The organism is Streptomyces sp. NPDC048255, from assembly GCF_040652415.1.
GTDB lineage: Bacteria > Actinomycetota > Actinomycetes > Streptomycetales > Streptomycetaceae > Streptomyces.
Genome location: NZ_JBEZMA010000018.1, coordinates 58,286 through 71,724 on the forward strand (window position 1 = coordinate 58,286; position 13,439 = coordinate 71,724).

Consider the following 13,439-nt stretch of genomic DNA (forward strand, 5'->3'; position numbering starts at 1 on the left):
TCCGCTGACGTCTGTACGGGCCGGCGTCGGCCCGGGCGACGGGGACAGGCGCGGCGGTCGGGCCCGACGCGCCGCCGCCCCGCGTGCTCAGGCCCTCGTACGGGAGCCCGGCAGGATGATCGTGACGCCGCGCCCCGGGGCCGTGCCCATCGCCGCCAGGGCGGCCGGGGCCGCGTCGAGCGGGATCGTCGAGGTGACGAGCAGGTCCGGGCGCAGCAGACCGCCCCGGACCATCTCCATCATCGGCGGGTACGCGTGCGCGGCCATCCCGTGGCTGCCGAGGATCTCCAGCTCCCAGCCGATCACCCGCTCCATCGGCAGCACGGCCGGGCCGGCCGCCCGGGGCAGCAGCCCGACCTGCATGTGACGCCCGCGCCGGCGCAGCCCGGCCACGGAGGCCGCCGCCGTCGCGGGCGATCCCAGGGCGTCGAGCGAGAGGTGCGCGCCGCCTCCGGTCGCCTCCCGTACGGCCTCGGCCGTATCGGCGCGGTCGGAGGCGTCCACGCAGTGCGCGGCGCCGAACTTCCGCGCCAGCTCCAGCGCGCCGGGCGCGGTGTCGACGGCGACGACCCGGGCCCCGGCCGCTGCCGCGACCATCACGGCGGAGAGCCCCACCCCGCCGCAGCCGTGCACCGCCACCCACTCGCCGGCGGCCACCCGCCCCTGTGCGACCACGGCCCGAAAGGCCGTCGCGAACCGGCAGCCCAGCCCGGCGGCCGTCGCGTACGAGAGCTCCTCGGGCACGGCCACCAGGTTGACGTCGGCGTGGTCCAGGGCCACGTACTCGGCGAAGGAGCCCCAGTGCGTGAAGCCGGGCTGCGTCTGCCGCGAGCACACCTGGTGGTCACCGGCCGCGCAGTCGGGGCAGCTTCCGCAGGCGCAGATGAACGGAGCCGTCACCCGGTCCCCGGGCCGCCAGCGGGTCACGCCCGATCCCACTGCCTCGACCACGCCCGCCAGTTCGTGCCCCGGCACGTGGGGCAGCACGATGTCCGGGTCGTGCCCCATCCAGCCGTGCCAGTCGCTGCGGCACAGTCCGGTGGCCTCCACCCGCACCACCACCCCGCCCGCCGCCGGAACGGGATCCGCCACCTCCGTGACCCCGGCCTGCTCCCCGTACCGTTCGAAGACCACCGCGCGCACGATCCCGCCCTCCGTTCGACTGGCCCCGCACGTTACCCGGACCCGGCCTTGTCCGGCCGGTGTGCCGGTGGCAGGCTGCCGGGCACTGCCGCCTCGGACGGGGCGGGCCCTGGCGGGTCACGGCGCGTCCTCCTCCGCCCGGGCCAGGGCGAGCACCCCGGCGCAGATCAGGGCGATGCCCAGCAGCTGGGGGACCACCCACCAGTGGGCCCGCAGGTGCTCCTCGTAGAGGACCACGCCCAGGGCGACGCTGACGCCCGCGTCGCCGAGGGTCAGCGCGGGCTGCGAGGCGACCAGCGGGCCGCCCTGCATGGCGTGTTCGAGCAGGAGCAGGGCGCAGATGCCGGTCGCGCCGAAGGCGTAGGTCTGCCAGGTGGTCAGGAACGCGCCGAGGCCGCGCTCGTCGAGGATGTGCACGGCGGACTTCATCAGGGCGGCCGTGAGCGCGTAGCAGACGGCCGTGGCGGCGCCGAGGCAGCCGGCCCGGGCACGACCCGGCGGGCGGCTCAGCCCGGCCGCGGCCAGGGCGACGACCGCGGCCGCGCACACGGCCAGGGACAGGCCCCACCGGTCGAGCGGTACGTGCGTACGGTTGCCCTCGGGAGAGGCGGCGAACAGGACGGTCCCCAGCCCGGCCACCACCCCGGCCACGGCGAGCCACAGCGCCCCGGACAGCCGTTGCCGGGCCATCAGCGAGGCGATCAGCAGGGCGAGCGGCAGTTCCAGTACGAACAGCGGCTGTACGAGGGCCAGCGCCCCGGTGGCCAGTGCCAGGGCCTGCCCGACGCCGGCCGCGATCACGGCCAGGATCCCGGCGAGCCACAGCGGCCTGCGCAGCAGGTCGAGGACCAGCCCGATGCGGAAGCCGTCGCTCTGCGGCACGGTGAGCGCGGCCCGCCGCTGGAGCACGGTGGCGAGCGCGTTGCTCAGCGCCGCGAACAGCGCGAAGAGGACCGGCAGGACGACGCCCATGCCCCGATCCTCGCGGCGCCCGCCGCCCGTCGGCGCCGCGACACCGTCCCGGACGCCGGCAGCCCGGGGCCGTTCCCCCGTCCGGTCCCTTCCGGGACCTAAGCGGAGCTGGACACCCCTGACACCCCTGACGCCCCCGACGCCTCGTGCGCGCGGCGCAGTGTCAGGGCCGCCAGGGCCTCCGGGGCGCCGTCCTGGCCGCGGATGCCCGGGAAGGCGTTGACGTCGACGATCAGCGGTGTGCCGTCGCCGGTGTCGAGGATGTCCACGCCGTAGACGTCCAGCGCGAACACCGCGCCCACCTCGCGCACCAGGGCGGCCCAGCCGGCCGGCAGCGCGTCCAGTGGCAGCGGCCGGTTGGGGCCGCGCCCCTGCGGGGACAGCTCCGAACGGCGCGTGGCCGCGAAGACCCGGTCCCCTATCGCCCACAGCTTGTGGTCCCAGCCGCTGTTGGGCGCGAACTCCTGGACCACCACCGGCTCCCGCGACCAGACAGCCGCCAGCCGGGCCAGCTGCCCGGCGTCGTCGACGCGGGCGACGAGGTCGCCCCGGCGGTTGTGCCGGCTCTTGACCACCACGGGGGAGGAGAGCGGGGCCTCGGCGGCCCACGCGGCGAGGGAGCCGAAGGTCCGGGTCGCGGCGAAGGGCAGGCCGGAGCGCCGGGCGAGCTCCGCCATCCGCGTCCGGTCCTGGCACAGCGTGGTTGCCGCCGCGGAGTTCACCACGGTGGCCCCGCGCCGCTCCAGGCGCCGTGCGAGGGCCACCGCGTGCGGCGTCCCCGACTTCAGCAGGTACACGTCGGCCAGCTGCCGCGGCACGTCGGCGGTGACCGGATCGAGCGCCTCGACGGTGTGCTCGCGGGCCAGCAGGCCGGTGGTCGCGGCCAGCAGCGGATGGCCGGGCTCCGGCGTGATCAGGCCGATCCTCACGCGCTGTCACCGGCCCCTGCCGAGGCCTGCGCCGGTATCGGCAGGGGCGGCGAGGCGTGCGGCCGGAGGTACGGGGCGGTGGAGCCGCCCGCCCGGGCCAGCCCCAGGACCGCCCGGGCCACCCGGGCCGCCGCGTCCGGCACCTGACGGAAGCTCGGGAAGTCGTTCACGTCGACGACCACCGGCCCCTCCGGGCCCAGCAGCACGTCCACCCCGTACAGGTCGAGCCCGTACACCGAGCCCACCTGCGCGGCGATCGCCGCGACCTCCGCGGACAGCGGCACGCGGCGCTCGCGCACCGCGGGGTCGGGGTGCAGCGGCGAGCAGCGCTCGGTGGCGAACAGCTCCCCGCCGACCCCGTACACCTTGATGTCGGTCCCCGAGTTGGGCACGTACGGCTGGGCGATGAGCATGCCCTCGCCCGCCAGTCCGGGCAGCATCTCCTCCAGCCGCCCCGGCGAGGGCACCAGGTGCACGGCCCGCCCGGAGCTGCCGTCGGCGGGTTTGACGACCAGGGGGTACTCCGCCGCCGGTATCTCCCGGAGCAGTTCGGGGCGGGCCACCGCGTACGTGGGCGGCAGCGGGAGCCCCCGGCCGCGTCCGATGGCGGCGGCCAGCGCCTTGTCCCGTACGCCGCGGATCGAGCGGGCGTCGTTGACCGTGGTCGTCCCGGCCGCGGCGGCGGCTTCGAGCAGGGTCAGTCCCGGCCCGCCGGAGACCGTTTTGAGCACCCAGGCGTCGTGTGCCCCCGCGTCCACCACCTCGGACATGCGCAGCAGCGAGCCGCCCGGCCGCACCACGTCCACCTGGTGACCCCACGCGGTCAGTTGCCCGATCACCGCGTTCGGCATGCCGTCGTGGCGGTAGTGCTCCTCCACCAGGAAGCAGAGCCTCATCGACCTTCCCCAAATTCCCCGGACGTCCGCCGATTCCGCCCGGCGAGTTGTGACGTCACAGGATGTCATGGACCGCAATGTGATGATCGGTCCGCGTCGGTCCGTGTGGATCCGCGTCGAGGTCGGCGCCGGGGGTCGGTATCGGCCACACCAAACGTTCGTATAGAGATGCAGAGCGTTCTTTATTGGTCACTACGGAACGTGATGAGGGTCAAGAGCTTTCCAAATGGATCAATAACTCTCCTATAGTTGGGCCTCGTTACCCCAGGAAACCATCTCCTCCGTTCCCGCCCGGTATGAGGCCTTGATCGATGACGGTGCCCCGCTCACCTCTCCGCCCCTCCGCGCTCGCCCTGCTGATCACCACAGCGGTCACCGGTGCGGTCTCGACGGCGGCGGTGGCCGCGGCCCCGACGGCCGTCCGCACCCCGCTCGCCTGGTTCTCCGGCGCGGGGGTGGTGCTGCTCGCCGTAGCGGCCTTCGCCGTCGTCTGGTCGACGCGCACGGCCCGGCAGCTGCGCCGCCGGATCTCCGGTCTGGAGGGGGAAGCCGCCGCCCGTGACGCGCACATCGCCCGGCTGACCGCCGACGCCGCGCGCGACGCGGCCGCCCGCACAGCCGAGCGGAACAGGCTGACGCACGCCCACACCGCCGAACTGGACCACCTGACGGCCGCCCACGCCGCGGAGCTCGACGCACTGGCCGCCACCGGCGCGGCCTCCCGCGAGCAACTGGCCGAAGAGCTGCGCCTCGCCCGGTCCGCCCGGGCCGCCGCCATGGCCGCCGCCGCCAACGCGGCCGGCCGGATGCAGGCCTTCGCCACCGGAATGCTCGCCGACCTGCGCGACATGGAGCACCGGCACGCCGACGAGGACGTCCTCGGCGACCTGCTCCACCTCGACCACCGCACCGCCCAGGCGGGCCGCCTCGCCGACTCCATCGCCGTGCTCACCGGGGCCCGCTCGGGCCGCCGCTGGGCCAAGCCGATCGTGATGGAATCGGTGCTGCGCGGCGCGATGGGCCGGATCGGCGGCTACCAGCGGGTCCGGCTGCACTCCACCAGCGAGGCCGCCGTCGCCGGGCACGCCGCGGAGGGCGTCATGCACGCCCTGGCCGAACTCCTCGACAACGCCGCGAACTTCTCCCCGCCGACCGCCGAGGTCCACGTGTACGTGGAGGAGGTGCCGGCCGGGATCGTCATCACCGTCGAGGACAGCGGACTGGTCATGAGCGAGGTTCAGCTGCGCCGCGCCGAACAGGCCGTGAGCGCCGGGTCGCTGGACCTGGCCGGACTCTCCGGCACCCGCCTCGGCCTCGCCGTCGTCGGCCGTCTCGCCCGCAAGCACGGGCTCACCGTGTCCTTCCGGCCCTCGGCCCGCGGCGGTACGGGCGCCCTGATGATGCTGCCGCAGGAGCTGATCAGCCGCACCCCCGCCGAAGCCGCCCCCGCGCCGCGGCCCGCCGCCCTGCTGCAGCCCGCGCCCGCCCCGCAGCCCGCCGCCCCGCGGCAGCCCGTCCCCGCCCCGGCCCCCGGGGCCGCGCCCACCGGCGCCGGCCGCACGGGGGACCGTACGCACGCCCGGGCCGACACCGACCCCACCCCGGACGCCGGAACCCCCGCCCCGCACGGCGAACCCCCCGCCCCGCACACCGGATCCACCGAGCCGGACGCCACCACCGGGACCGGCGGCAGCGGGCTGCCCCAGCGGCGGCGCGGCCGCACCCTGGCCGCCGCCCGGCCCGAAGCCGGGCGCGCCCCCGACACCGCCGGCCCGGAGCCCCGTACGGACGCCGGCCCCGGCGAAGCGCCCCGGCCGGGCACCCGCTTCGGCAGCTTCCGCCAGGCCGTCCGCGGCACCTCGCCGCACCCCAAGAACCCCCAGAACCCGGAAGGCACCGCGCAATGACCGGCTCCACCACCGACGAGACGCTCAGCTGGCTCCTGGAAGGCCTCCTGGAGCGCACCCCCGGCGCCCGGCACGCCCTCGTGCTCTCCCGCGACGGCCTCAAGCTGTGCCGCACCCCGGAGCTCTCCGTCGACCAGGCCGACCAGCTCGCCGCGATCGCCGCCGGCATCCAGAGCCTCTCGCACGGGGCCTCCATCGAGTTCGGCGACGGAACCGGCGGAGTCCGCTCCGCCATGGCCGAGTTCTACGGCGGGATCCTGTTCATCGTCGAGGCCGGCGAGGGGGCGCACCTGGCGCTCGTCGCCTCCGAGGAAGCCGACGCGGGCCTGGCCGGGCACAACATGGCCGAACTGGTCGAGCAGCTCGGCGAGCACCTCGTCGCCCGGCCCCGGGGGTGAGCAGGAGCAGACCGGGCCGGGACGACTCCCCGGACCGGCTCTACACCCTCACCGGCGGCCGCAGCCGCTCCGGCTCCGACGCCTTCGACCTGGTCACGCTGATCGTCTCCGAGTGCGACCCGGTCCCCGGCATGCAGTCGGAGCACGCGGCGATCCTGCGCATGTGCCGTTACCCGACGGCGGTGGTGGAGATCGCGGCCGAGCTGGGCCTGCCGGTGTCCATCGTCCGGATCCTCCTCGCCGACCTGCTCGGTACCGGGCGGATCAGCGCCCGGCACCCCCGTACGACGTACCGCCTTCCCGACCCCGACATCCTGGAGCAGGTGCTCGTTGGACTCCGTAGCCTCTGACGCGGTCCCCGGACCGCGTCGCCGGCCCCTGCACAGCACCGCCGACAACGGCCTGAAGATCGTGATCGTCGGCGGTCTCGGAGTCGGCAAGACCACCCTGGTCCGCTCGGTCAGCGAGATCCGCCCGCTGAACACCGAGGAGACCATGACCCAGGCCGGCGCGGCCGTCGACGACACCGACCAGATCGCCTCGAAGACCACGACGACCGTCGCCTTCGACTTCGGCCGCATCACCCTCGACGCGCACAACGTGCTGTACCTCTTCGGAGCCCCCGGCCAGGAGCGGTTCTGGTTCCTGTGGGACCGGCTGTTCTCCGGCACCCTGGGGGCCGTCGTCCTCGCCGACACGCGCCGCCTCGCCGACTCCTGGTACGCCATCGACCGCCTGGAACACCACGGCACCCCCTTCGTCGTCGCCTGCAACGACTTCGGCGGACCCCGGCACACGCCCGAGCAGGTCCGCGCGGCCCTCGACCTCCCGCCCGGCGTCCCGCTGGTGTTCTGCGACGCCCGCTCCCGGGAGTCCGGCAAGCAGGTCCTCATCTCCCTCGTGCAGCACCTCCAGACGGCCGCCCGGTCGCACCAGCCGAAGACCCCGGAGGCCACCCCGTGACCACCCCCGCCGCACCCGAGCCCCAGCCCGTCCCCCTGAGCGGTCCCCGGTTCCAGACCGACCCCGTCGGGCTGTACCGCGAGATGCGGCGCGACCACGGCGCCGTCGCCCCGGTCGTCCTCGACGGAGACGTACCGGCCTGGCTGGTCCTCGGCTACCGCGAACTCCACCAGGTCACCAGCGACCCCGTGCTCTACTCCCGCGACTCCGAGCTGTGGAACCAGTGGGACCGCATCCCCGCCGACTGGCCGCTGCTCCCGATGATCGGCCGCAAGCAGCCGTCCATCCTCTACACCGTCGGCGAACGCCACCGCGAGCGGGCCGCGGTGATCAGCGACGCGCTGGAGTCCGTGGACCCCTTCGAACTCAGGGGCCACGCCGAGCGGTTCGCGGACGAGCTGATCGACGGCCTGTGCGGCAAGGGCGCCTGCGACATCGTCGGGGAGTACGCGATGCTCCTGCCGCTGCGCGTCCTCGCCCGGATCTACGGCTTCCCCGACGGGCAGGGTCCCGGCCTCGTCACCGCCATGAACGACATGATCAACGGGCGCGAAGGGGCCCTGGAGGGCCAGCGGCACCTCGGCGGCTCGATGTACGCGCTGCTCGCGGCCAAGCAGGCCGAGCCCGGCCCGGACGTGGTCTCCCACATGCTCGCCAACCGGGCGGACTTCACCGTGGACGAGATCGCCCAGGACCTCATGGTGATGATGGCCGCCGGCCACCAGCCCACCGCCGACTGGATCGGCAACTCGCTGCGCCTGATGCTCACCGACCCCCGCTTCGAGGCCTCCCTGGCGGGCGGCCGGCACAGCGTCGGCGAGGCCATGAACGAGGTGCTGTGGGAGGACACCCCCACCCAGAACGTGGCCGGCCGCTGGGCCTCCCGCGACACCCACCTCGCCGGACGCCGCATCGCCCGCGGCGACCTGGTGCTGCTGGGACTCGCCGCCGCCAACGCCGACCCGCGGGTACGTACCGACGCGGGCGCCCTCACCGGCGGCAACAGCGCCTTCCTCTCCTTCGGCCACGGCGAACACCGCTGCCCGTTCCCCGCCCAGGAAGTGGCCGAGATCATCGCGCGCACCGGCATCGAGGTCCTCCTGGACCGGCTGCCCGACGTCGACCTCGCGGTACCCGCCGCGACGCTCTCCCGGCGCCCGTCCCCCTGGCTGCGCGGACTGTCCGCACTGCCGGTGACCTACACCCCGACCCCCGCCCTTGGAGCCACCCGATGACCTGCCCGATCGACCACTGCGGCCCCGGCGATGCCGCGCCCGTCACGCTGGACCCCTTCGTCACCGACCTGGACGCGGAGAGCGCCGTACTGCGCGCCGCGGGCCCGCTCGTACGGGTCGTCCTGCCCGGCGGCGTCGGCGTCTACGCCGTCACGCGCCACGCCGAGGCGCGGGCCCTGCTCACCGACTCCCGGGTGGTCAAGGACATCAACGTCTGGGGTGCCTGGCAGCGCGGCGAGATACCTCCGGACTGGCCGCTGATCGGCCTCGCCAACCCCGGCCGCTCGATGCTCACCGTCGACGGCGACGAGCACCGCAGGCTGCGCACCCTGGTCGCGCAGGCCCTGACCGTACGCCGGGTGGAGAAGCTGCGGGCCGGCATCGAGGCGCTGACCGCCGGCATGCTCGACCGGCTCGCCGCCCTGCCGGCCGGCGAACGCGTCGACCTGAAGGCCGAGTTCGCCTATCCGCTGCCGATGAACGTGATCAGCGAGCTGATGGGCGTGGACGCCGCCGAACACCCCCGCCTGAAGGCGCTCTTCGAGAAGTTCTTCTCCACGCAGACCCGGCCCGAGGAGGTGCCGCAGATGATGGCGGACCTCGGCGCGCTCTTCTCCCGCATCGTGGAGTCCCGGCGCGAGAACCCGGGCGACGACCTGACCAGCGCGCTCATCGCCGCCTCGGAGGACGGGGACCACCTCACCACCGAGGAGATCACCAACACCCTCCAGCTGATGGTCGCCGCCGGCCACGAGACCACGATCAGCCTGATCGTCAACGCGGTCGTCGCCCTGCAGACCCACCCCGAGCAGCGCGCCCGCGTCCTCAAGGGCGAGGTCCCCTGGGAGAACGTGATCGAGGAGACCCTGCGCTGGTCCACCCCGACCTCGCACGTCCTGATACGCTTCGCCACCGAGGACATCGAGGTCGGGGACCGGATCCTGCCGAAGGGCGAGGGCCTCGTCGTCTCCTTCGGCGCCATCGGCCGCGACGAGGAGCAGCACGGCCCCACCGCGGGGGAGTTCGACGTCACCCGCACCCCGAACCGCCACATCTCCTTCGGTCACGGCCCACACGTCTGCCCCGGCGCGGCCCTCTCCCGCCTGGAGGCCCTGGTCGCCCTCCCGGCCCTGTACGCCCGCTTCCCGGACCTGACCCTGGCCGTCGCCCCCGAGGAGCTCCGCCACAAGCCGGTCCTGACCCAGAACGACCTGTTCGACCTGCCGGTCCACCTGGCCTGACCGGCGAAAACCACATGTACGGGCGTCCGGACTCCTGTTAGGTTCATCGTGTGCCGAAGCTGAATCAGATCATCGCAGTGGAAAAGGGCGTCAAGTCCAAGTCCCTCCAGGAGCTCTCGCAGGCTCACCACGACGTCCAGAAGCCCGCCCTGCTGGCCGGCATCTCCCGGACGTACCAGCCCAAGGACGAGGAGGGCGAGCAACTGCCCCCGGAATCCACGCGGGTTCAGGTCAAGGCGGAGGACGTGCTGCGGGCCACGGCGGGGACGCTGACGCGGCTGTTCGACGTGACGGCGACCAAGGACTGGGCGAACCGCTCGGCGGCCGCGGACGTGGTCGTGGACGGCTCGGTGCTGCTGGAGCAGGTGCCCGTGCCCTACCTGCTGTTCCTGGAGAAGCAGCTGACGGACATGCACACCTTCGTACGGAAGCTGCCGGTGCTGGACGCCTCCGAATCCTGGAACCTGGACCCGTCCACGGACTCCTGGAAGACGGACCCGGTCCGCACCATCCGCACCAAGAAGGTGCCGCGCAACCACGTCAAGGCGGAGGCGACGGAGAAGCACCCGGCGCAGGTCGAGGTGTACTACGAAGACGTCCCCGTCGGGTACTGGACGACGGTGAAGTTCTCCGGCGCGCTGCCCGCCCGCAGGGTGAACGAGCTGCTGGACCGGGTGGAACGGCTCCAGCAGGCGGTCAAGTTCGCCCGCGAGGAGGCCAACAGCACCGAGGTCAGCGACCAGCGGGTCGGCGACGCGGTGTTCGGCTACCTGTTCAGGTAGCCCCATGATCGCCCCCCGTTGTGAGCGGGGGGTGCGCGAGAGCGCAAGCTGAAACTGATGTTGAAGCTGAAACAAGGGGTGTCAGTTGGGGGTTCGAATCCCTCCCCCGGCACTGCGTGCCGGGGTGGCCCAAGCCTGGCAGAGGCGGCCCCGATCAAATTCAGATTCTCGCTCCAGTCTCAGTATTCGCCGCCGAACACCGGATCGACCGAGCGTGGACGATCACCGACGGATGGGGGTTCAAGTCCCTCCTGCGCCTCTCTCGTGGCGCGGTAGTTCAAAGGCAGAACACGTCGGTCTCAATATGATCCGCGACTCTTAAACGCCGCCGGTGTGCGCAATTGGGTGGCAAGCAGGAGCCCGGGAGCTGGACATGCTCCCGGGCTCTGTCACGTTCCCGTCCCCACCGCTCGGACGGGGTCCGCTACACCGGTACGGACACGAACGCCCTGCCCGCCTCGTTCTCGACGAGGACCGCCTTTACGTCCGAGGGATCCACGGCCGCCGAGCCGTCCAGCGACGCGCCCTTGCCCTCGCCGTTCTCCTGGCTGCCCACGACCCAGCCGCCGGCGGTGGTACGCGTACCGTCCTTGGCGACCACGACCAGCCGGCACCGCTCGCCCGGGGGAATCCCCGTCACGGCGGCGTTCACCCGCACCCACTGCGTCGCGGGCGTCATCTGTACGGTCATGCGCGCACCCGTGCCCCGGTCGGTGGCCGAGGCCACCTTGGTCCCGGCCGGGAGCGTCGAAGGGGCCGTGGAGACCGACGGGGACGGCTGCGGAGGCAGCGCCCGGGCTTCCGGATCCCCGCCGCCGAGCTGCGCGCCGGCCCAGAACACCGCGGCCATGGAGGCCGCCGCGGCCAGCCCCGCAAGACCCAGCCGGCGGCGCTGCGCACCGGCCCGCTCCCCGCGCATCTGCCGCAGCGTGCGCTGGAGCAGCAGATCCCCGCCCTGGGGCGGTCCGTCCAGAAACGCCTCCTCGGGCACCTCGCCGAGCGCCAGCTCCATCTCGCGCAACGCGGCCACCTCCTCCCGGCACTGCACACATCCGCGCATGTGCTCCTCGACCCGTCGGGTCTCCTCGTCGTCCAGGACGCCGAGCACGTACGGGCCGAGCAGTTCCTCCTCGTGTCGCTGCCGGTTCATGCCACCACCTCACGCAGTCCGGCGGGCTGCTGGGGCGGCCTGCCCGTTCGTTTTCCTGTTCTGGAGCCGTTCTCCCTGGCACCGATGTCCGTGAAGACCTCGCGCAGGGCCTTGAGCGCGTAGTGCGAGCGCGATTTGACCGTGCCCGCGGGGATTCCGAGGCTGTCGGCGGCCTCCGCGACGCTGAGCTGCCGGTAGTACAACTCCTTGAGCACGTCACGGTGTTCCGGCGACAGCTGGTCGAGGGCCCCCAGGACCGTCATCGAGTCCACCACGGAGTCGGCGTGGTCCGCCTCCACCGGGGGAGCGGACGCCTCCCCGGAGACCTCCGCGGGCCGGGCGGCCTTGGCCCGGTACCGGTCGGTGATGATGTTGCGGGCCACGGTGAGCAGCCAGCCGCGCACCGAGCCCTTCCCGTTGACCAGGACCTCGGAATGCCGCCAGGCCCGGATCAGGGTCTCCTGGACCACGTCCTCGGCGGCCGCCCGGTCTCCGGTCAGCCGGGTGGCGTACGCGAGCAGGGCGTGGCCGTGCTCCTCGTACACCGACTTGATCAGTGCCTCATCGGTCCAGCCCCGCCGAGTGCGGGGCCACAGTGGTCCGGCCATCTCACCCTCTCCGTCTTCCTCGCTTACCAGGTGCGGTCGGAACACGCCCTGCGCGCACGGGCGGTTCACGTGACGTACGTCACTCAGGTCCGGCAGGCACGGCCCGTGTTGAGGCAGTCGACCACCGAGGCCATCTGCTCGTCGGTCATCGCGTTCACGAACATCGCATGGTCCGTCTTCGGGCTGTGCCGCTGCTCGGGGAAGGAGTCGAGCGCGACCGGCACGCCCGCGGGGAGCTCGTAGGTGAAGGAGACGCGCAGCTCGGGCACCGGGAAGGTGCCCTGCGGGCAGACGCCGCCCGCCGCCGGGAACCGCAGGTGCGAGCGGTGCCCCGCGCTGGTGGTGTCGATGCCGTTCCAGCAGCTGGGGAAGGCCAGGGTGCGGGTGAGCAGGTCGCCCTCGGGGCAGCGCGGATAGCGGGTGGTGGACCGGTCGGGGGAGCCGGAACAGCCCCAGCGGGCCCGGACGTCGGCGTCGCTGCCCGCCGTGTACGCGACGGCGTCGCCCGTCATGCCGCGCAGGAACCGCGGCATGGGCACCACCTTGCTCGCCGGGTTGCCGCGGAACTCCACCAGGACGGAGGCCTCCGGCACGACCTCACCGGTGTTGCCGTGGCCCGCCGAGGTCTCGTGCGGGCGGGTGCCCGGCCGGTCCAGGCGGCGCAGGACGGGCCAGTAGTACGTGGACCGGTCGCCGCCCGCGCAGCTGGTGGTGGCCGCGTCCAGGGACTCGTCGGTCGACATGGCGTCGGTGGAGAGGTTCCCCACGTACGCGTGCGTGTGGTGGGCCCCGGACCGCAGTCCGGGCGAGACGACCAGGTTGTCCTCGTTGTAGTGGCCCTGCTCGTTGCGGCCGCAGTCCACCGCCACCGAGCCGGTCGAGGCGTCGGGCCCCGGCGCCGGCCCTCGGTCCTGGATGCCCGGAACATCGCGGATGTCCACGTAGTCGGAGGGTGCGGGACCGGCGGCGCCGGCACCGTGCTGCGGACCGGCCGCTCGCGAGGCACCCAGGACGGCGGCGAGCAGCCCGCCGCCCAGGACCAGGCAGATGACGAGAGTGAGCAGTCGGTGTTCGTTCCCCATGGCGGTCACGTTTGCCGGTGGCGCCACCGGCGTCAACCTGGCATCCGCATGGCGAGCGCCGGTCCACCGCTTTCCCGTCAGATCCCGCCATTGCGCCACAAGTCATGTCCTGTACGCATCGCGGGTGGTTGCC

At 73.4% G+C, this 13,439-nt stretch carries 14 protein-coding genes; 7 read left to right on the plus strand and 7 right to left on the minus strand.

Annotated elements, in window-relative coordinates:
- Nucleotides 1-87: 87 nt before the first annotated feature.
- The 4 genes from AB0D94_RS17015 to AB0D94_RS17030 all read right to left on the minus strand — a co-directional run bounded on the left by AB0D94_RS17015 (nt 88) and on the right by AB0D94_RS17030 (nt 3,940).
- On the minus strand, nt 88-1,143 hold the full coding sequence (locus AB0D94_RS17015; RefSeq protein ID WP_362051991.1) for a zinc-dependent alcohol dehydrogenase family protein: 1,056 nt from the start codon (nt 1,141-1,143) through the stop codon (nt 88-90).
- 117 nt (nt 1,144-1,260) lie between these two features.
- Nucleotides 1,261-2,115, minus strand: coding sequence for a DMT family transporter (locus AB0D94_RS17020; RefSeq protein ID WP_362051993.1), 855 nt, complete (start codon nt 2,113-2,115; stop codon nt 1,261-1,263).
- A 98-nt stretch (nt 2,116-2,213) separates the two neighbouring features.
- Nucleotides 2,214-3,044 carry an alpha-L-glutamate ligase gene (locus AB0D94_RS17025; RefSeq protein WP_362051995.1) on the minus strand — a complete coding sequence of 277 codons (831 nt, stop codon included), beginning with the start codon at nt 3,042-3,044 and terminating at the stop codon, nt 2,214-2,216.
- Nucleotides 3,041-3,940 (minus strand): hypothetical protein, encoded by a 900-nt coding sequence (locus AB0D94_RS17030; protein ID WP_362051997.1) that lies wholly within the window; start codon nt 3,938-3,940, stop codon nt 3,041-3,043. Before AB0D94_RS17030 ends, AB0D94_RS17025 begins: the two co-directional genes overlap by 4 nt.
- Before the next feature lie 311 nt (nt 3,941-4,251).
- On the opposite strand from AB0D94_RS17030, the gene AB0D94_RS17035 reads away from it, so the two are divergent.
- The 7 genes from AB0D94_RS17035 to AB0D94_RS17065 are packed head-to-tail and all read left to right on the plus strand — an operon-like array spanning nt 4,252 to nt 10,466.
- Complete coding sequence (locus AB0D94_RS17035) at nt 4,252-5,847, plus strand: ATP-binding protein (protein WP_362051999.1); 1,596 nt, start codon at nt 4,252-4,254, stop codon at nt 5,845-5,847.
- Nucleotides 5,844-6,245 (plus strand): roadblock/LC7 domain-containing protein, encoded by a 402-nt coding sequence (locus AB0D94_RS17040; protein WP_362052001.1) that lies wholly within the window; start codon nt 5,844-5,846, stop codon nt 6,243-6,245. The genes AB0D94_RS17035 and AB0D94_RS17040 overlap by 4 nt, the downstream gene beginning before the upstream one ends.
- A complete protein-coding gene (locus AB0D94_RS17045) occupies nt 6,242-6,595 on the plus strand; it encodes a DUF742 domain-containing protein (RefSeq protein ID WP_362052003.1) in 354 nt (117 codons plus the stop codon). The genes AB0D94_RS17040 and AB0D94_RS17045 overlap by 4 nt, the downstream gene beginning before the upstream one ends.
- Nucleotides 6,576-7,208 carry an ATP/GTP-binding protein gene (locus AB0D94_RS17050; RefSeq protein WP_362052005.1) on the plus strand — a complete coding sequence of 211 codons (633 nt, stop codon included), beginning with the start codon at nt 6,576-6,578 and terminating at the stop codon, nt 7,206-7,208. The genes AB0D94_RS17045 and AB0D94_RS17050 overlap by 20 nt, the downstream gene beginning before the upstream one ends.
- Entirely contained in the window at nt 7,205-8,443 is a 1,239-nt protein-coding gene (locus tag AB0D94_RS17055; protein ID WP_362052007.1) for a cytochrome P450, read from the plus strand. Before AB0D94_RS17050 ends, AB0D94_RS17055 begins: the two co-directional genes overlap by 4 nt.
- Nucleotides 8,440-9,684 (plus strand): cytochrome P450, encoded by a 1,245-nt coding sequence (locus AB0D94_RS17060; RefSeq protein WP_362052009.1) that lies wholly within the window; start codon nt 8,440-8,442, stop codon nt 9,682-9,684. The genes AB0D94_RS17055 and AB0D94_RS17060 overlap by 4 nt, the downstream gene beginning before the upstream one ends.
- A gap of 50 nt (nt 9,685-9,734) precedes the next feature.
- The gene (locus AB0D94_RS17065; protein ID WP_362052011.1) at nt 9,735-10,466 is read left to right on the plus strand and encodes a hypothetical protein; all 732 of its coding nucleotides are present in this window, start codon (nt 9,735-9,737) and stop codon (nt 10,464-10,466) included.
- A gap of 424 nt (nt 10,467-10,890) precedes the next feature.
- Here AB0D94_RS17065 and AB0D94_RS17070 read toward each other — a convergent pair whose 3' ends face one another.
- The 3 genes from AB0D94_RS17070 to AB0D94_RS17080 all read right to left on the minus strand — a co-directional run bounded on the left by AB0D94_RS17070 (nt 10,891) and on the right by AB0D94_RS17080 (nt 13,306).
- Nucleotides 10,891-11,616, minus strand: a complete 726-nt coding sequence (locus AB0D94_RS17070; RefSeq protein WP_362052013.1) for a zf-HC2 domain-containing protein — start codon at nt 11,614-11,616, stop codon at nt 10,891-10,893.
- Complete coding sequence (locus AB0D94_RS17075) at nt 11,613-12,224, minus strand: sigma-70 family RNA polymerase sigma factor (protein ID WP_362052015.1); 612 nt, start codon at nt 12,222-12,224, stop codon at nt 11,613-11,615. Before AB0D94_RS17075 ends, AB0D94_RS17070 begins: the two co-directional genes overlap by 4 nt.
- Before the next feature lie 83 nt (nt 12,225-12,307).
- Complete coding sequence (locus tag AB0D94_RS17080) at nt 12,308-13,306, minus strand: DUF1996 domain-containing protein (RefSeq protein ID WP_362052017.1); 999 nt, start codon at nt 13,304-13,306, stop codon at nt 12,308-12,310.
- Nucleotides 13,307-13,439: the final 133 nt, after the last annotated feature.